General features: G+C 57.0%; 18 protein-coding genes. 9 read left to right on the top strand and 9 right to left on the bottom strand.

All coding sequences use genetic code 11. The annotated features are described in order from the left end of the window. Positions 1 to 2: 2 nt before the first annotated feature. The 7 genes from nqrF to I6L34_RS05985 form a co-directional block, all read right to left on the bottom strand. Positions 3 to 1,226 carry an NADH:ubiquinone reductase (Na(+)-transporting) subunit F gene (gene nqrF / locus I6L34_RS06015; RefSeq protein ID WP_005338656.1) on the bottom strand — a complete coding sequence of 408 codons (1,224 nt, stop codon included), beginning with the start codon at positions 1,224 to 1,226 and terminating at the stop codon, positions 3 to 5. Between the two features lie 32 nt (positions 1,227 to 1,258). Beyond that, a complete protein-coding gene (nqrE, locus tag I6L34_RS06010) occupies positions 1,259 to 1,855 on the bottom strand; it encodes an NADH:ubiquinone reductase (Na(+)-transporting) subunit E (RefSeq protein ID WP_005338645.1) in 597 nt (198 codons plus the stop codon). A gap of 3 nt (positions 1,856 to 1,858) precedes the next feature. Further along, the gene (locus tag I6L34_RS06005; protein ID WP_005338644.1) at positions 1,859 to 2,491 is read right to left on the bottom strand and encodes an NADH:ubiquinone reductase (Na(+)-transporting) subunit D; all 633 of its coding nucleotides are present in this window, start codon (positions 2,489 to 2,491) and stop codon (positions 1,859 to 1,861) included. After that, a complete protein-coding gene (locus tag I6L34_RS06000; protein WP_005349682.1) occupies positions 2,484 to 3,272 on the bottom strand; it encodes a Na(+)-translocating NADH-quinone reductase subunit C in 789 nt (262 codons plus the stop codon). Before I6L34_RS06000 ends, I6L34_RS06005 begins: the two co-directional genes overlap by 8 nt. After that, the gene (locus I6L34_RS05995) at positions 3,262 to 4,491 is read right to left on the bottom strand and encodes an NADH:ubiquinone reductase (Na(+)-transporting) subunit B (RefSeq protein WP_005338642.1); all 1,230 of its coding nucleotides are present in this window, start codon (positions 4,489 to 4,491) and stop codon (positions 3,262 to 3,264) included. Before I6L34_RS05995 ends, I6L34_RS06000 begins: the two co-directional genes overlap by 11 nt. Before the next feature lie 3 nt (positions 4,492 to 4,494). After that, a complete protein-coding gene (locus tag I6L34_RS05990) occupies positions 4,495 to 5,838 on the bottom strand; it encodes a Na(+)-translocating NADH-quinone reductase subunit A (RefSeq protein WP_005349684.1) in 1,344 nt (447 codons plus the stop codon). Positions 5,839 to 6,272: 434 nt separating this feature from the next. Further along, a complete protein-coding gene (locus I6L34_RS05985) occupies positions 6,273 to 6,587 on the bottom strand; it encodes a BolA family transcriptional regulator (protein WP_180349352.1) in 315 nt (104 codons plus the stop codon). 204 nt (positions 6,588 to 6,791) lie between these two features. On the opposite strand from I6L34_RS05985, the gene I6L34_RS05980 reads away from it, so the two are divergent. The 5 genes from I6L34_RS05980 (at position 6,792) to I6L34_RS05960 (ending at position 11,657) form a co-directional block, all read left to right on the top strand. Beyond that, positions 6,792 to 7,925: a methyltransferase gene (locus I6L34_RS05980; protein ID WP_216956162.1), complete on the top strand. Its 1,134-nt coding sequence runs from the start codon at positions 6,792 to 6,794 to the stop codon at positions 7,923 to 7,925. Between the two features lie 17 nt (positions 7,926 to 7,942). Continuing rightward, on the top strand, positions 7,943 to 8,527 hold the full coding sequence (locus I6L34_RS05975; protein WP_058058252.1) for a YajG family lipoprotein: 585 nt from the start codon (positions 7,943 to 7,945) through the stop codon (positions 8,525 to 8,527). A 2-nt stretch (positions 8,528 to 8,529) separates the two neighbouring features. Continuing rightward, positions 8,530 to 9,117 (top strand): peptidylprolyl isomerase, encoded by a 588-nt coding sequence (locus I6L34_RS05970; RefSeq protein WP_042053243.1) that lies wholly within the window; start codon positions 8,530 to 8,532, stop codon positions 9,115 to 9,117. A gap of 173 nt (positions 9,118 to 9,290) precedes the next feature. Beyond that, on the top strand, positions 9,291 to 10,670 hold the full coding sequence (locus tag I6L34_RS05965) for an MFS transporter (protein WP_041202292.1): 1,380 nt from the start codon (positions 9,291 to 9,293) through the stop codon (positions 10,668 to 10,670). Between the two features lie 156 nt (positions 10,671 to 10,826). Next, entirely contained in the window at positions 10,827 to 11,657 is an 831-nt protein-coding gene (locus I6L34_RS05960; RefSeq protein ID WP_019445895.1) for an outer membrane protein OmpK, read from the top strand. Between the two features lie 107 nt (positions 11,658 to 11,764). Here the strand turns inward: I6L34_RS05960 and I6L34_RS05955 are convergent, their stop codons facing one another. After that, positions 11,765 to 12,247 carry a YajQ family cyclic di-GMP-binding protein gene (locus I6L34_RS05955; RefSeq protein WP_005338634.1) on the bottom strand — a complete coding sequence of 161 codons (483 nt, stop codon included), beginning with the start codon at positions 12,245 to 12,247 and terminating at the stop codon, positions 11,765 to 11,767. A 200-nt stretch (positions 12,248 to 12,447) separates the two neighbouring features. Between I6L34_RS05955 and I6L34_RS05950 the strand changes: the two genes are divergently transcribed. Both I6L34_RS05950 and I6L34_RS05945 read left to right on the top strand, forming a co-directional pair. Then, positions 12,448 to 13,401 carry a ketopantoate reductase family protein gene (locus I6L34_RS05950; protein WP_058058253.1) on the top strand — a complete coding sequence of 318 codons (954 nt, stop codon included), beginning with the start codon at positions 12,448 to 12,450 and terminating at the stop codon, positions 13,399 to 13,401. A gap of 37 nt (positions 13,402 to 13,438) precedes the next feature. Continuing rightward, entirely contained in the window at positions 13,439 to 13,999 is a 561-nt protein-coding gene (locus I6L34_RS05945) for a DJ-1 family glyoxalase III (protein ID WP_216956159.1), read from the top strand. A gap of 111 nt (positions 14,000 to 14,110) precedes the next feature. Here I6L34_RS05945 and I6L34_RS05940 read toward each other — a convergent pair whose 3' ends face one another. Continuing rightward, a complete protein-coding gene (locus I6L34_RS05940; protein ID WP_058058255.1) occupies positions 14,111 to 14,317 on the bottom strand; it encodes a hypothetical protein in 207 nt (68 codons plus the stop codon). 131 nt (positions 14,318 to 14,448) lie between these two features. On the opposite strand from I6L34_RS05940, the gene dinB reads away from it, so the two are divergent. Then, positions 14,449 to 15,504, top strand: a complete 1,056-nt coding sequence (dinB, locus tag I6L34_RS05935; RefSeq protein WP_216956893.1) for a DNA polymerase IV — start codon at positions 14,449 to 14,451, stop codon at positions 15,502 to 15,504. Positions 15,505 to 15,570: 66 nt separating this feature from the next. Beyond that, entirely contained in the window at positions 15,571 to 17,712 is a 2,142-nt protein-coding gene (locus I6L34_RS05930) for a methyl-accepting chemotaxis protein (protein ID WP_064338581.1), read from the top strand. The last annotated feature ends 27 nt before the right edge of the window (positions 17,713 to 17,739 follow it).

The following is a 17,739-nucleotide window of genomic DNA, read 5'->3' as shown; positions in this document are numbered from 1 at the left end:
GATTAACCACCAAAGTCATCCAACAGGATGTTTTCGTCTTCAACGCCCAAGTCTTTGAGCATGTTGATGACGGCAGCGTTCATCACCGGAGGTCCACACATGTAGAACTCGCAATCTTCCGGTGCTTCGTGGTTCTTGAGATAGTTCTCGTAGAGCACGTTGTGGATGAAGCCGGTGTAGCCGTCCCAGTTGTCTTCCGGTTGCGGATCAGACAGCGCGACGTTCCAGGTGAAGTTCTCGTTCTCGGCGGCGAGCATGTCAAAGTCTTCGACATAGAACATTTCGCGCTTGGAACGGGCACCGTACCAGAAGCTCATCTTGCGCTTGGACTTCAGGCGACGCAGCTGGTCGAAGATATGGGAACGCATCGGTGCCATACCCGCACCACCACCGATGAATACCATTTCGGCATCGGTGTCTTTGGCGAAGAACTCACCGAACGGACCGGAGATAGTCACCTTGTCGCCAGCCTTCAGGCTGAAGATGTAGGAGGACATCTGTCCCGGAGGGGCAGTCCAGTTGCTCGGGGGCGGGGTCGCGATACGCACGTTCAGCATGATGATGCCGAACTCTTCCGGATAGTTGGCCATGGAGTAGGCACGGATGATCGGCTCATCGACCTTGGACTCCAGCTCAAAGATCTTGAAGCGATCCCAGTCACCGCGATATTCCTCGGGAATATCGAAGTTCTTGTAGTGCACGTGGTGAGCCGGGGCTTCAATCTGGATATAACCACCGGCGCGGAACGGTACGCTCTCGCCATCGGGGATCTGCAGCTTGAGCTCCTTGATGAAGGTGGCCTTGTTATCGTTGGAGATAACAGTACATTCCCACTTCTTCACCCCGAAGATCTCTTCCGGCAGTTCGATATCCATGTCGGAGCGAACGGTAACCTGACAGGCCAGACGCTCGCCATGACGGGCTTCGCCCTTGCTGATGTGATCCAGTTCGGTCGGCAGAATGTCGCCGCCACCGGATTTCACCCGTACCTTGCACTGGCCGCAGGAGCCACCTCCGCCACAGGCGGAGGAGACGAAGATACCGCTGCCAGCCAGCACGCCGAGCAGCTTGCCACCGGCCGGGCTGGTCACAGCCTTGGCCGGGTCACCATTGATGCTGATTGTCACGTCGCCCGCGGTCACCAGCTTGGACTTGGCGAACAGAATGACTGCCACCAGTGCCAGCAGGATCACGGTAAACATGACCACACCCAAAATAATTTCCATCTATCGTTCCTTTCTGATTGCAGGAAAGCCGATTACAGGGAGATACCAGAGAAGGACATGAAGCCCAGCGCCATCAGACCGGCGGTGATGAAGGTGATGCCCAGACCGCGCAGGCCTTCCGGAACATCGGAGTACTTCATCTTCTCGCGGATACCAGCCAGCGCAACGATCGCCAGCATCCAGCCTGCCCCTGAACCCACACCGTAGACCACAGACTCCATAAAGTTGTAGTCACGCTGCACCATGAAGGAGACGCCACCGAAGATGGCGCAGTTCACGGTGATGAGCGGCAGGAAGATACCCAGCGCGTTGTAGAGTGCCGGGAAGTACTTGTCCAGCGCCATCTCCAGGATCTGTACCAGTGCTGCAATCACACCGATGAAGGTGATGAAGCTCAGGAAGCTCAGATCCAGACCGGATACCAGAGCGCCATCTTTAAGCACGTAGTTGTAGATCAGGTTGTTGGCAGGAACCGCGATGGTCTGCACCACAATAACGGCAATACCCAGACCCATGGAGGTCTTTACCTTCTTGGACACCGCCAAGAAGGTACACATCCCCAGGAAGAAGGAGAGTGCCAGGTTTTCGATGAAGATCGATTTAATCAACAGACTCAGATAGTGTTCCATACCTTAATCCTTCGCCTCCACCTGCTTGGGATCCTTGGTGCGCACGCCCCAAATGATCAGACCAATGATGAAGAATGCACTCGGCGGCAGCAGCAGCAGGCCGTTGGGCACATACCAGCCACCGTTGTTCACCAGCGGCAGCAGCTCGATGCCGAACCAGGTGCCGGAGCCCAGCAGTTCACGCACGGTCGCGACGCTCAGCAGAATGGCGCCATAGCCCAGACCGTTGCCGATACCATCCAGGAAGGAGGGCAGCGGGGCACTCTTCATGGCGTATGCTTCAGCGCGGCCCATTACGATACAGTTGGTGATGATCAGACCCACGAAGACCGACAGTTGCTTGGAGATGTCATAGGCGTAAGCCTTGAGCACCTGGTCAACCACGATAACCAGTGAGGCGATGATCGCCATCTGTACGATAATCCGGACGCTGTTCGGGATCTGGTTGCGGATCAGGGAGATGAACAGGTTTGAGAAGGCGGTGACCGCCATGACCGCGAGGGTCATTACAAACGCAGTTTTCATCTGGCTGGTAACCGCCAGTGCAGAACAGACGCCCAGCACCTGCAAGGCGATGGGGTTGTTGCCCAGCACAGGCGTCAACAGCAACTTCTTCATTTCGCTCTTGTCAGCCATTGTTGATTTCTCCTGCACGAACCTTGGCCAGGAAAGGACCGAAGCCCTTGGGACCCATCCAGAAGTCGAAGGTATGCTGTACGCCGTTACCGGTCAGGGTGGCACCGGAGAGACCATCGATCTCGTGCTCGGAGCCCGCCGGAGCATGGCCCTTGATGACGCGCAGCGCCGGCATGCCATTCTGGTCGAACAGTTTCTTGTCCTTGAACAGCGCCTGCCAGGCCGGGTTTTCGATCTCGCCACCCAGACCCGGGGTTTCACCGTGGTCATAGTAGGTGATGCCCTTGATGGTCTGGCCATCAGCGGCAACGGCGACGAAGGCATACATGGTCGACCACAGACCCTGACCGTAGATGGGCAGGATGATGCTGTCGATCTTGCCTTCGGCATCCTTGGCGAAGAATACCGGGATCTGCTTGGAGATCTGACGCAGGCTGGCCTTGTCGTCAGCGGCGGCAAGACGGATGCTGCGGGCCGGATCTTTGGCTGCCAGCTTGGTGTCGAAGTTGTCGGCATCGCCGTCAACAAAGTCACCGGTTGCCAGATCCACCAGACGCGCTTCGATCTTCTCGCCATACAGTTTGGCCAAGTCGCGCTTGGCCACTTCGCTCACATCCACACCGGCTACGGCGAGAATGTTGCTCTGCTTGTCCAGCGCCTTGTTTTCCTGCTGGGTAGAACGCAGGCCCACAGCGGCAACGGATACTACGATGGAACAGGCCAGACACAGGCCGGTGACCACGCTGACGGTGCCGAGGGTTGAATCTTTATTAAACGCCACGAGCAATCCTCCGCTTGATGTTTGCCTGAGCGACGAAGTGGTCAAACAGGGGAGCAAACAGGTTCGCAAACAGAATGGCCAGCATCATGCCTTCCGGGAACGCAGGGTTGACCACGCGAACCAGCACGACCATTACGCCGATCAGGGCGCCATACCACCACTTGCCTTTGTTGGTAAAGGCTGCGGAGACAGGGTCGGTCGCCATGAAGGCCATACCGAAGGCGAAGCCACCCAGTACCAGATGCCAGTGCCACGGCATGTTGAACATGGGGTTGGTATCGGAACCGATGACGTTGAACAGCAGGGAGGTGGCGATCATACCGATCATCACGCCGGCGATGATGCGCCAGGAGGCGATGCGCATGTAGACGATCATGGCGGCACCCAGCAGGATCATCAGGGTAGAGACTTCACCGATGGAACCCGGCAGGTTACCCAGGAAAGCGTCCATCCAGCTGATAGCCTGGCCGGTTGCACCGTTGATCAGCGCCATCTGGCCGCCTTGGGCCCACTGGCTCAGGGCAGTCGCGCCGGAGAAGCCGTCAACGGCAACCCATACGGCGTCACCGGAGATCTGGCCCGGGTAGGCGAAGAACAGGAACGCACGACCAGCGAGCGCCGGGTTCAGGAAGTTCTTGCCGGTACCACCGAACACCTCTTTGGCCATCACCACACCGAAGGTGATACCCAGCGCAGCTTGCCACAGGGGCAGCTCGGGCGGCACGATCAGGGCAAACAGAATGGAGGTTACGAAGAAGCCTTCGTTGATCTCGTGTTTGCGCACCATGGCGAACAGCACTTCCCAGAAACCACCGACAAAGAAGACGGTGATGTAGATCGGGAAGAAGTGGGTGGCGCCAATCAGCATCTTGCTGCCGATACCGGCAACAGCCGGATCGAGGGAGGCGCCCAGCATGGTAGCCAGGGCATATTGCCAGCTGCTGGCACCAGCAGCCGAGCCCATGTGGGCAATGGCGGCAATCGCCTGGTTACCAACGTTGTACATGCCCCAGAACATGGCCGGGAACACGGCCAGCCACACCATGATCATCATGCGCTTCAGATCGAGCGCATCACGAACGTGGGAGGCGTTGCGGGTAACGCTACCCGGGGTGTAGAACAGGGTGTACGCCGCTTCGAACAGGGCATAGTACTTGGCGTACTTTCCACCCGGTTCGAAGTGGTGTTCCATATTTTCAAGAAGTTGCTTGAAACTCATCGCTTAACCTTCCAGTTCAATCTTGGTCAGGCACTCACGCAAGATCGGGCCGTACTCTGTCTTGCCGGGGCAGACAAAGGTACAGAGCGCCAAATCTTCCTCATCCAGCTCCAGGCAGCCCAGTGCTTGCGCACCGTCGGTATCGCCGGAGACCATGTCCCGCAGCAGCAGGGTTGGCAGGATGTCGAGTGGCATCACCCGCTCATAGTTGCCGATAGGCACCATGGAACGGTCACTACCGTTGGTAGTGGTGGTGAAGTTGATCAGCTTGCCCTTCATCAGATGAGAGAGGGTGGTACGGGTGATAGAGAACTTGTTGGCGCTGGGGTTGATCCAGCCCAGGAACTCTTTCTCGCGACCTTCACCCAGCACGCAAACCTGATTGTGGTAGCGGCCCAGGTAGTCGTGAACACCTTCGGCTTTGGCACCACTCAGGATAGAACCAGAGATGATACGGTTTTCGTCGGCCCGCAGCTCATTGTTGGTGAGCTGGCTGATGCAGGCGCCCAGACGGGTACGCAGCAGACGCGGCTTGAGCACGTTCGGGCCAGCCAGCGCGATCACCTTGTCAGTGAAGATCTGACCGGTGGTGAACAGCTTGCCGAATGCAATCACATCCTGATAGTTGATGTGCCACTGCACCTTGGTGCTGCTGACCGGATCCAGGAAGTGGATATGGGTACCCGGCAGACCGGCAGGGTGCGGACCAACGAAGATCTCTTCCTTGACCTGAGCCAGCGGAGAGTGGGGCAGACTGCCTTCGCCTTTACAGACGTAGACGGCGCCGTCGGTCAGGCGGGTCAATACGGCCAGACCATCGAGGAAGGCCTGCGGCTGTTCCTTGATAATCAGCTCGGCATCGGCTGCCAGCGGGTTGGTGTCCATTGCAGTCACAAAGATGGCGCGCGGGGCAGACGCTACCGCGGGGACTTTGCTGAACGGACGGGTACGCAACGCAGTCCACTGACCTGATGCGACCAGGATCTCTTGCACCTTGCTGCGCTCGAGCTTGGCCAGCTCGGCAGAGGCAAAATGCTCAAACGTCACCTGTTCATCGGAACCGTCGAGGTCGATGACCACTGACTGGAGAACACGTTTGGCACCACGGTTGATCTCTGAAACCACACCGGTGGCAGGAGCTGTGAATTTAACGCCCGGATTCTTCTTGTCTTCAAAAAGATCCTGACCTTTGATGACGCGATCACCTACTTTGACGAACATAGTAGGTCGCATCCCCACAAACTCCTCGCCCAGTGTCGCAACACGGGTGATGGCGGGGCCATCGTAGATTACTTGCTCTGGCGCACCCAGCACGGGGATGTCCAGTCCTCTTTTGATTGTAATCATACTTACTTGCACTACCGTTACGGGAGAGGTTGGTTAGCGCCGAGAAATACATCACGACGGGTGGTTGAATGAGTCGATGTTGTGGTTGCACCAGGTGGGCAGGCTCAACAATTATTCAACATGCAGGCTCACTCAAAAGCGCTTGAGTTTACCACTTAAGGTGCATTTTCTGCCATGCCAAATGGGCAAAATCCCCGTGCCATCACAAAATTAACCTGCAATGAATAAGCCCCTGACACCTTGTAAGTAGTGGTTTTAAAGGTTTTTTTATTTCGATACCTCGATAGGGGTATTTGCCGTTGTCTCCACTATCAGCAAAAAGCCTTGATGCCGAAATATACCCCCTTGGATGTAGCCTTTTCGGGGCCAATCGGGGAAATATGTTTAATTTTTGTTGGCAGGTTCTCTAGGGGAATCCTGTGGTACAACCGGTTTCAGGAGAGTGACGGTTTGCCAACGCAGCTCGGGGTGCGCGGGGCATGGCCTTTTTCCTGCCACTCGGTCTCGGTGTAGGTATGCAGTGCCAGTGCATGAACGGCACCGGCCAGCTCGTCGGCCAGTACGGCATTGACCTGACGATGACGGGCCAGCAGCCGCTGCCCTGCAAATTGCTCACTGACGATCACCACCTTGAAGTGGCTCTCAGATCCCGGTTCCACACGGTGCATGTGGCTCTCGTTGATCACCTCCAGCACGGTGGGGGAGAGGGCGGCGCTCAGTTTGGCTTCAATCAGTTGTTGGATGGTCATCGGATCGGCTTCCAGAGTGAATGTCGGGCCATTCTATCGGCAGTCGCTGGATGGAATAAGCCCCCGTAAGAGGGAAATCACCCGTCAGTTGCCCCCTTGATGCGCATCGAACTGGTGAAATTCCTGCTCCTCGCTAGAATAGCGCCACTTTGCGTCGCCCCTGGCGCCTGTATACACGAATCAAGCCGAGGTTGGACTCTTCCTATGCAAACCCTTCTCGACACTCCCCATTGCCAGCTCACGCTCTACCGCTATCCGCGCCAGAGTCAGGAGACCCTGCAAGCCTGGGATGCGGCTGACGAATACCTGATCAACACCCTGGCGGAGTCTCCCCTCGAGCAGACGGGCCCTGTCATCATCATGAATGATGGTTTTGGCGCGCTGGCCGCTTATCTACATCCGCACTCCCCCTGCTGCGTCACCGACTCCTACATCAGTGAGCGGGCGACCCTGGCCAATCTGGCCGAAAATGGACTGGATGCGGGTGGTATCCGCTTGCAGGATGCGCTGGCGCCGCTGCCCGATGCCCCTGCGCTGGTGGTGATCAAGGTCTCCAAATATCAGGCTCTATTGGAGCAGCAACTGCTAGCGCTGCGCGAGGTGGTGACACCGGCAACCCGCGTTATCGCTGCCGGCAAGGCGAAGGATATTCATACCTCCACCCTCAAGTTGTTCGAGAAATATCTGGGGCCTACCCGTACCTCGCTGGCCTGGAAAAAGGCGCGTCTCATTCACTGCGAGCCGCAGGCAGAACGTCCCGCGCTGGCCAACCCCTTCCCGACTGTCTGGCCGCTGGAGGGGAGTTGCATGCTCATCCACAACCATGCCAACGTCTTCTCGCGCACCAGTCTCGATATTGGTGCCCGTTTTATGCTGGACAACCTGCCCATCCACAGTGCCCGCAAGGTGATCGATCTGGGCTGTGGCAACGGGGTGCTGGGTCTGTCGCTGCTCGCCAAAGACAGCGAGGTGGAGGTGACCTTTATCGATGAATCCTATATGGCGGTTGCCTCGGCACAGCTCAACGTCGAGCACAATCTGCCCGATGCACTGCCGCGCGCCCGCTTTATGGTCAATAACTGTCTCGACGGGGTGGCGGTCGGCTCGGCGGATCGGATCCTCTGCAACCCTCCTTTCCATCAGCTACAGGCGATCACCGATCATATCGCCTGGCAGATGTTCTGTGATGCGCACCGGGTGTTGCCTCAAGGGGGTGAACTCTGGATAGTAGGCAACCGTCATCTGGACTATCACAACAAACTCAAGCGCTTGTTTGCCAACGCACAAGTCGTTGCGTCGAACAGCAAATTCGTTATTTTGAAAGCCATCAAACGCTAAAGCCAAAGGAAACCATGATGAAAAAGTCACTCTTGCTGCTGGCCGCCCTGATGCTGGGTGGGTGTGCCACCCATTGGCCGGAGACAGCGCTGCTCAATCCGCAGGTGATCCCCGCCAACCAGCAATACTACTCTGGCAATCGCATCACCATGGAAGGGGTAGACAAGCGTGAGGCTGCCTACGTCTTCTCCATCAAACATAAAGAGAAAGCCCCCGTGCTGGTCAACAGCGAGCGTCCGCTCAATCTGCTGATGGCCGAGCGGCTGGCCGAAGGTCTGCGCAGCCAGGGTCTCGAAGTGGGCAACAGTGGCACCACCAACCTGACGCTGGTGATCTCCAGCGCCGCAGTCAATGTGGAAGAGAAGACCTTTACCTATGTCACCAAGTCTCGCGTCAGCCTGCAGGTGATCGCCGATTTCCAGGGCAACCGTCTGACCAAGCAGTTCAACATGTCCTCCAGCAAGGAGAGCCCGAGCGAGCCAAGCATGGCCGATCTGGAGTCTACACTGAACCTGCAACTGGGTAGCGTGCTGCAGCAGATCATGGCGGATGATGCGCTGCGCGGTTACCTGAAAGGTCAACCGAACGGTGCAGGGGTCTGATGATGAAAAAACTCTGGTTGCTGGCCATGCTGATCGCCCCGCTGGCGTTCGCAGGCCCGAAAGTCAGAATGGAGACCAACCACGGCAATATCGTGGTGGAACTGGCGTCCAAGCAGGCGCCCCAGACGGTAAAGAACTTCCTGCGCTACGTGGCTGATGGCAGCTATGACGGCAGCATCTTCCACCGGGTGATCCAGGATTTCGTGGTGCAGGGTGGGGGCTACAACCAGCAGTTCCAGCAATTGCCGACTTATGAGCCTGTAGTCAACGAGTCGCGTGGCGGTCTGCCCAACAAGCGTGGCTCCATCGCTATGGCTCGCACCCAGGCGGTCGACAGCGCTACTCGCCAGTTCTACTTCAATCTGGTCGACAACAATAACCTCAACGCCGGTGGCTCTGCGGGTTATACCGTGTTCGGTCAGGTGGTTCAGGGGATGGAGGTGCTGGACAAGCTTGCTCAGGTACAGACCGGTTACAGCCCCATTCTGCGTGCCAACGATGTGCCGACCAGTCCCATCATTCTGAAGAAGGTGGTCTTGCTGGCAGAAACTCCGGCAGACAAGAAAGTCGACAAGAAAGCGGGCAAGTAACTCTCGCCGGACGCGGTTCGTCACCTCGTCCTCGTCAGGCCACAATACAAGGCTCATCCCGTTCGGGATGGGCCTTTTCTCTATCCGGGCTTCTTTGACCTATCTCTTTGCTCACCTTGGCTATCTGCCATCAACCTGCCAAAATGACGCACTTTTCCAAAGTCGTCAGGTAGTTGAATATGATCCGCAAACCAAGCTGGAGAGAGTCCCTCGCCGTCTATCTCGAATTTCGGGTGTTTATTCTCTTTGCCATGGGTTTTTCATCGGGTCTGCCGCTGCTGCTGGTGTTCGGTACCCTCTCATTCTGGTTGCGCGAGGCCGATGTCAGTCTGACCGACATCGGCTATATGAGCTGGGTGGCGCTCGCCTATGGCTTTAAATGGCTGTGGTCGCCGCTGGTGGATCGCATGCCGCTGCCGTTGCTCTCCACGTTGCTGGGGCGTCGCCGTAGCTGGATGTTTTTCTCCCAGTTGCTGATTGCCGCCGCGCTGGTCGGCATGGCGTTCTGCGATCCCAAGACCGAGCTGGCCCAGCTGGCGATGTTTGCCCTGCTGGTGGCCTTTGCCTCGGCGACTCAGGATATCGTCATCGACGCCTATCGCATCGAATCTGCCCCCGAGCGGCTTCAGGCGGCGATGGCTGCTTCTTACATGACCGGCTACCGACTGGCGATGATCATGGCGGGCGCCGGTGCGCTGGCGCTGGCGGCGTGGTTTGGCAGCAACAGCGGCTATGACTATCGTGGCTGGCAGATTACCTATCTGGTGATGGCGGGTCTGATGTCACTCGGGGTCATCACCACGCTGTTTTGCCACGAGCCGGATATCGATCTGGCCGAGCAGGGCAAGCAACAGGCCGAACGCAAGGCGCAGCTCCTGGAAAAAGGGTGGCCTGCGCTGCTGGCGAGTGCGGGGGCCTGGGGCTATGAGGCGGTCTGGTGTCCGTTCGCCGACTTCTTTCGTCGCTATGGCAGCTCGGCGCTGCTGATCCTGGCTCTGATCGCCTGCTATCGGGTTGCCGATGTGGTGATGGGGGTAATGTCCAACAGCTTCTATGTGGATATGCAGTTCAGCAAGACCGAGGTTGCGACCATTACCAAGGTGTTTGGCGTCATCATGACGCTGGTGGGCGCTGCGCTGGGGGGCGTGCTGGTGATGCGCTTCGGCACGCTGCGCATCCTGTTCTTGGGGGCGCTGCTCACCGCCAGCACCAACCTGCTGTTTGCCCTGCTCAATCAGGTTGGTCACAATCTGGAACTGCTGACCCTGATTATCTCGCTGGATAACCTCAGTGCCGGTATCGCGACCGCGGCCTTTGTGACCTATCTCTCCAGCCTGACCAATGTGGCATTTTCGGCCACTCAGTACGCCCTGTTCAGTTCGGTGATGTTGCTGCTACCCAAGTTGCTGGCCGGTTTTTCCGGGCAGGTTGTGGAGCAGATTGGCTACAGTGCCTTCTTTGTCGGAACCAGTTTATTGGGCTTGCCCGTGTTGTTGTTGATTGTGCTTGTCGCCAGAAAAGGGAGTGAGTTGCTCTCAACGGCTGACAAATAGCAAGCGTTTGCGTAGAATCGGGGGTGATTAGATTCACACTTCCGGATAAAGTTCCCGAGAAGTTGTTTCACCCCCAATTTTATTTGATTAGAATCCCTCTCGCTCCTTGTGGGCAGGCTACGGAAAACCTCAACTAACGCACAAGAGACCAATAAAATGGCCAAATTTACCAAGACTCTGATCGCTGCCGGTCTGCTGGCTGCTGCCGCTACCCCGGCCTTCGCTGCTGACTACAGCGGTGATATCCACAAGAATGACTACAAGTGGATGCAGTTCAACGTAATGCAGAGCGTTGATGCTCGCATTCCTTTCAACAATCAGAACACTACTTATTTCGAAATGGAGTTTGGTGGCCGTTCAGGTCTGTTTGATTTGTATGGTTACGTTGACGTATTCGACTTGCTGGATCGTACTCATGATGACCGTCACAATGGTGACAATATGTTCATCAAGTTTGCTCCGCGTATGTCTTTGGACGCCCTTACTGGTGCAGATCTTTCTTTTGGCCCAGTTAAAGAGCTGTATATTGCCACTGTAACTAACGTAGGCGACAAAGGTCTGTTTGAGCACTACATTGGTTTGGGCTCTGATGTTGAAGTGCCTTGGTTTGGTAAAGTGGGTTTCAACACTTATGCCCGCTATGTGCGCGAGAACTACGGTGCAGAGAATGAGCGTGAGTGGGATGGCTACATGGTATCCACTAACTGGTTTAAGCCATTCTATACATTTAGCAACGGTTCTTTTATCTCCTACCAAGGTTATCTCGACTACAAATTTGGCGCCGATAAGATTGCTGATAACGGCTTCAATGCATCCAATTCTCTCGAGTGGTTCAATGGTATCTATTGGCACTCTGACCGCTATTCTGTTGGATATGGTTTGAAAGTATTCAACAATATGGCTTTGATTCGTGATAACGAATCTAATAACCCGATGACTGATACTTCCGGTATTGGCCATTATTTTGCCGCTACCTACAAGTTCTAATAAAACTTGGGGTACAAAAAACCGGAGCATCTGCTCCGGTTTTTTTATGGCCGCGATTTAGATAGCGTGGCGCGAGTCATCAAGTGCGCCACCGCTGAGTGGATAAATCAGTCGCGGAAGTTCTGGAACTGCATCGGTTGACCCAGTTCGGCGCCACGGACCAGTGCCATGGTCTCTTGCAGATCGTCACGCTTCTTGCCGGTGACACGTACTTCATCACCCTGGATGGCGACCTGTACCTTGATCTTGGAGTCCTTGATCAGCTTGACCAGCTTCTTGGCGATCTCTTTCTCGATCCCCTGTTTGAACTTGACGGTCAGGTGGAAGCGTTTGCCGGAGTGAACGGAGTCACCCACTTCCATGGAGCTGTTTTCGATGTTGCGCTTGAGCAGGGCACCGCGCAGGATTTCGACCATCTGCTTGAGCTGGAAATCGGCATCGGCTTCCAGTTTTACCTCTTCCTTGTTCAACTCGAAGCTGGCTTCTACCCCACGAAAATCGAAACGGGTGGCCAGTTCACGATTGGCGTTGTCGACTGCGTTCAACACCTCGTTCATTTTGACTTCAGAGACAATATCGAATGACGGCATAGCCAAAGCTCCTCATGTTGCGTTATCGGGGGGCAAATCTACCAGAAAACGGGCAAATTTGCTGATTTTGATGGGGTTGCTCTGCTAGAATCCCCTGCGCACAGGACGGGTGGACCCGTTAGTGTCCACCAGCGACATCTTCACTTATCCCCGGTAACAGGTTGAGAGGATTGCAACCCTTACCCTGACAGAGTCACACCATGCCAAGCGGATTAAAAAATTCCCGACAGCCCGTTATTCCACCCGTTACTCCGAAGTGGTCACTGTTGGGTTGTGGCGCCCTCGGCGGCGTTTTTGCCTCCCTGCTGACCCTGAGTGGTCAATCTACCCGTGTCTTGTTGCGCGAACATCATAAGTCCACGCTCCATCCGGGGATCGATTTCACCTCGCTGGAGGGGCATGTCCAGCTGCTCAATATCGAGCGCGGATTTGTCAGCAAACCCGGCAAGATCCAGCGTCTGCTGGTGATGACCAAGGCCAGTCAGGTGATTGCCGCACTGACACCGCTGGTGAGCAATCTGGATGCCGGCGTGCCAATCGTGCTGCTGCACAACGGGATGGGCATTGCCGAGCAGGTGGTCGAGATGTTCCCGCACAATCCGGTGATTGCCGGTGTCACCAGCCATGGCGCCATGCAGTGCGGCCATTTTGTCTTCCGTCATACTGGCAAGGGGGAAACTTGGCTTGGCCCGATCAACGATGCCGCCAAGGCCCATGCCGCGCTCGCGGACGAGCTGGCGCTGGCACTGGGTCAGGCTGGTTGGGATGGGCAGGTATTGACGCGCCAGTGGCAAAAGCTTGCCATCAACTGTGCCATCAATCCCCTGACGGCCCTCTACAAGCTGAAAAATGGCGAGCTGGCTGGCCCCCGTTTTGCCGATGCCCTGCAGCAGATCTGCGTGGAAGTGGCGGATGTGATGTGTGCCGAAGGAGTTGCGACCACGGCAGAGGAGTTGCAACGTCGGGTGATGACAGTGGTGGAACTGACCGCTGACAATTACTCCTCCATGCATCAGGATATGGAGCTGGGACGCGAGACCGAGATTGAGGCCATCACCGGCTTCCTGCTGGCCAAGGCAGCCCGGCATGGCATCGCCGTACCGGTCAATCAGGGTCTCTATCAGGCAATCAAAGAGAAGAGTCAGGCCGTCTGATCTTCTACATGGCAGAGCAAGCTGCAAGGAGGCGAACGTGAGTGTACTGGTGCTGGTGGCCCCCGGGTCGGAAGAGATAGAGACGGTCGCCATTGTCGATACCCTGGTGCGCGCCAGCATCGAGGTGGTGCTGGCCTCTTGCTGCCCTGCCGGATCCCGGCAGGTAAAAGCGTCGCGCGGGGTACAGCTGGTGGCCGATTGTCATATCGACGAGCTGACCCGTCGGGACTTTGAAGCCATCGTGGTGCCTGGTGGTCTGCCCGGCAGCGAAGTGATCCGCGATACCCCGCTGGCCATCGATCTGCTCAAAGAGCAGACCGCTCTTGGTTGCTGGCGCGCTGCCATCTGCGCCGCCCCTGTGGTGGTGTTGCAACATCACGCGCTGCTGGGTGATGCCATCGTCACCTGTCATCCCGGCTTTCAGTCCCAACTGTCAACATCGCAACTGTCACATGAGCGGGTCGTCAGGGATGAGGCTCATAGCCTTATCACCAGTCAGGGGCCGGGCAGCGCCATCGAGTTTGCCCTTGAACTGGTCCGGGTGCTGCGTGGGGATGAAGTGGCGGCCACTGTCGCTGGCCCTATGGTGCTGCCTTGAGCGCACTCTGCTGCAGAATCAAGCTGGCCATGCTGTGAAAAACGGGCCCCGATCATCTTGATCGGGGCCCGTATGTTATCTGCCGTTGTCGGTCACGCCATCTTGTCCGGCTCAGTAGTCGTACTGTTTGCACTCCTTCTTGCGAAACTCTTCACGCCAGCGTGACAACTCTTGCTCTGTGCCGAGCTTGTCCCCTTTCTTGATGGCCTGTTCCAGTATCTCAATCCGGTCGTACAGCCAGCGGCACTCTGCCGTCGGGTTGTTCTTGCCGATGCCGGTCAACGGCAACAAACAGAGTCCCAGCCAAAGATATTTCATCCCGAACGCTCCTTGTCATTGCGGTACTAAAGGTCTCATTAGAATCTACTACTTTAGCCGCAACGAGAGAGATAGAGCTGCGGTTATCCTTGGGGTAAGATGATGTCATGTCTGTTTATTTATACAGTGGTATGCGCAAAATCATCCATATAGACATGGACTGCTTTTTTGCCGCGGTGGAGATGCGGGACAATCCGGCTTTGCGGGAGGTGCCGCTTGCCATCGGTGGGTCCTCCGAGCGGCGCGGTGTCATCTCGACCTGCAACTATGTGGCGCGCCGATTCGGTGTGCGCTCCGCCATGCCGAGCGCCCTGGCGAAAAAACTCTGCCCGCCGCTGGTACTGATCCCTGGGCGAATGGCGGTGTACAAGGATATCTCCCGTCAGCTCAGGGCCATTTTCCTGCGCTATACCGATCAGGTTGAACCACTGTCGCTGGACGAGGCTTACCTCGACGTGACCCACAGTCGCTGTTGTGGCGGTAGCGCCACCCTGATGGCGCAAGAGATCCGGCAAGCCATCGTCACTGAACTGGGGTTGACCGCCTCGGCCGGAGTGGCCCCCAACAAGTTTCTCGCCAAGCTCGCCTCGGAGCAGCGTAAACCCGATGGTCTGTTTGTCATTCGTCCCGACGAAGTGGCCGAATTTGTCTGCCAGTTGCCCCTCGGCAAACTACCCGGGGTGGGGCGCAAGACTGCCGAGCGGCTGGAGGCTCAGGGGCTCTACACCTGTGAGGATGCGCGGGCCTTGTCGGCACAAGAGCTGTGCAGTCGTTTTGGCAAGCTGGGGGAGATGCTGACGACCCGGATCTGGGGGCTGGATGAACAGCCGGTGCAGGCGCACCGGATCCGCAAAACCATCGGGGTGGAGACCACCCTGGCGAGCGATGTTTGTGACGAAGCCGCCTGCCTGACGGTATTGCAGCAACTGCTGCCGGAGCTTGAGCGGCGATTTCAGCTGGCGTGCCCTGCCGAACAGGTGATGGGGCAGGGGATCAAGCTCAAGTTTGCCGACTTCCACCAGACCACCGTCTATCGCAGTCAGGGTGGTTATCAGCCAGCCTTGTTCGCTCCCCTGCTCAAAGAGGGGCTGCAGCGGGCGCAAGGGCGCTCGGTTCGCCTGTTGGGCTTGGTGGTAGGTTTGCCAAAAGAGGGTGAAGTTAATCAACTCTCGCTGGATTTGCTGTGAGAGAGTTAAGTTTTTGTTTATAAAGTCGATAATCTATCCATATCTGTATGACGTAGGAATATTGGCATGAGCGCTCTTTCTGTCCAGGGTCGGATTACCCTGATCGCCGGTTGCTGTCTGTTGGTGACAGCCGCCGCTCTGGTTGCCTCTTCGATTTACAACGCGAACAAGATGCAGCAGCAGGTGCGGCAAGCCACCATGCACGAGGCGCAGCAGTCTGCCGAGAACTGGATGAAGGCGATGGGCTCGGAGCAGGCGGCCAAGGTGACCAGCTATCTCGATGAGGCCTATTTCCGCGCCAGTTTGCTGGCAGAGAGCGTGTTGTTCCAGCGCAAGAATGCGGCTGAGAACTTTGTCCATTCGGAGGCGCTGCGCAGCGCCGTCAATCAGCAACTGCACGATGCCGTTGCCTCATCGACCAATCTGCTTGGTGTCTATGCGGTGTTCGAGCCTGACCAGCTGGATGGGGAAGACAGCAACTATCAGGGCTCAACGGCGCTGGGTTCCAACGACAAGGGGCGTTTTTCCAGTTACTGGGCCTATGACAACGGCAAGATTGAGCCGGAAGTGCAGAATGAGGATGTACTGGCCGATGAGAGCCCGACCGAGGCTGGTGGAATCGAAAACGAGTGGTATCGCTGCAGTATTCGCACCCGTGCCCTCTGCCTGCTGGAGCCCTATCTGGACGATGTGGGCGATAAACAGATATTGATGACCTCGGTGACGGTCCCGCTGCTGGAGCAGGAGACCTTGCTGGGGATGGTCGGGGTTGATATCTCGCTGGCCACTTTGCAGAGTCTGGTCAGTACCATGGACAAGGAGCTCTATGACGGCAAGGGCAGAATATTGCTGGTCAGTCACGAGGGGCGTGTGGCGGGAGCCGATGAGTTCGATGTGACAATGGGGCGCGGGCTGGATCAGAAGTATCAGGGGCTGGCCAGCGAGCTGAAAGGCTGGCTCAGTCAGGGTCAGGAGCTGACTCGCTGGAGCAGCGATGGCGCCCTGTTGCAGACCTTTGTCCCGGTATCCATGCGTGGCACCGACCGTAAATGGGGCATCTACATTGAATTGCCACGGGCAGTAGTACTGGCTTCGGCCCAGCAACTGCAAGATGAGCTGGCCAGTGAGGCCAATCGCAGCGTGGTCTCGCAGTTGTCAATCGGGGTGCTGATCTCGCTGGTGGCCCTGAGTTTTATCTGGTTGATGGCGCGCCAGATTGTGGCACCCATCCGCGCCGTAGTTGCCCGTCTCAAGGATATCGCCAGCGGCGAGGGGGATTTGACCCAGCGTATCGAGATCCAGCGGCAAGACGAGATCGGCGAGCTGGCCAAGTGGTTCAACAGCTTCCTCAACAAGTTGCAATCCACCATCAGTCAGGTGATTGATACCGTCTCCGGTACACGTAACAGTGCCGAGCGAGCCGCGCAGGTGGCCGAGCGCACCAGCAGCGGAATGCAGGCCCAGTATCAGGAGATCGATCTGGTGGCAACGGCATTTGAAGAGCTGAGCGCCACGGCGTTGCAGGTCTCCGGTAATGCCGGCTCGGCGGTGGCGGCCGCCAACACCACTGACGCTGCAGCGCAAGAGGGCAAATATGTCGTTGCCGACACCCAGGAGGCGATGCGCAAGTTGATGACCATCATCAACGATGCCCAGCCGGTGGTGGAGCGACTCTCCGCCAACAGCGACAACATCAATGACATTCTTATCGTGATCCAGGGAATTGCCGAGCAGACCAACTTGCTGGCGCTGAATGCGGCTATTGAAGCGGCGCGGGCCGGTGAGCAGGGCCGTGGCTTTGCCGTGGTGGCTGATGAGGTGCGTAATCTGGCGGGTCGCACCCAGAATGCCATCGTCGAGATCCAGACTCTGATCAGCCAACTGCAATCCGGTACCGGCGCCGTGGTCAAGGCGATCCGCGATGGTCATGGACAGGCTGACGAGACCCTCGCCAAGGTGGATCTCTCGGTGCAGGTGCTGGAGCAGATTATCCAGTCAGTCTCCACCATCCATCAGATGAATGAGCAGATTGCCCGGGCGGCGCAGGAGCAGAGCCGGGTGGCGGACGAGATCAACCGCAACGTCAGCAACATTCGCGATGTGAGCCACACCATTCGGGCCGAGGCGGCGACCTCCGCCGAAAATGGTCGCGAGCTCTCTGCGCTGGCGGATAAACAGCAGCAGCTGGTGGGGCAGTTCAAGGTATAGAAGGGATGAAAAAAGGCGCCATCCAGC

The organism is Aeromonas sp. FDAARGOS 1404 (genome assembly GCF_019047085.1).
Lineage (GTDB): Bacteria > Pseudomonadota > Gammaproteobacteria > Enterobacterales > Aeromonadaceae > Aeromonas > Aeromonas veronii.
Note: the sequence above shows the minus strand (reverse complement) of the source record. Positions and strands in the feature narration are given on the sequence as shown.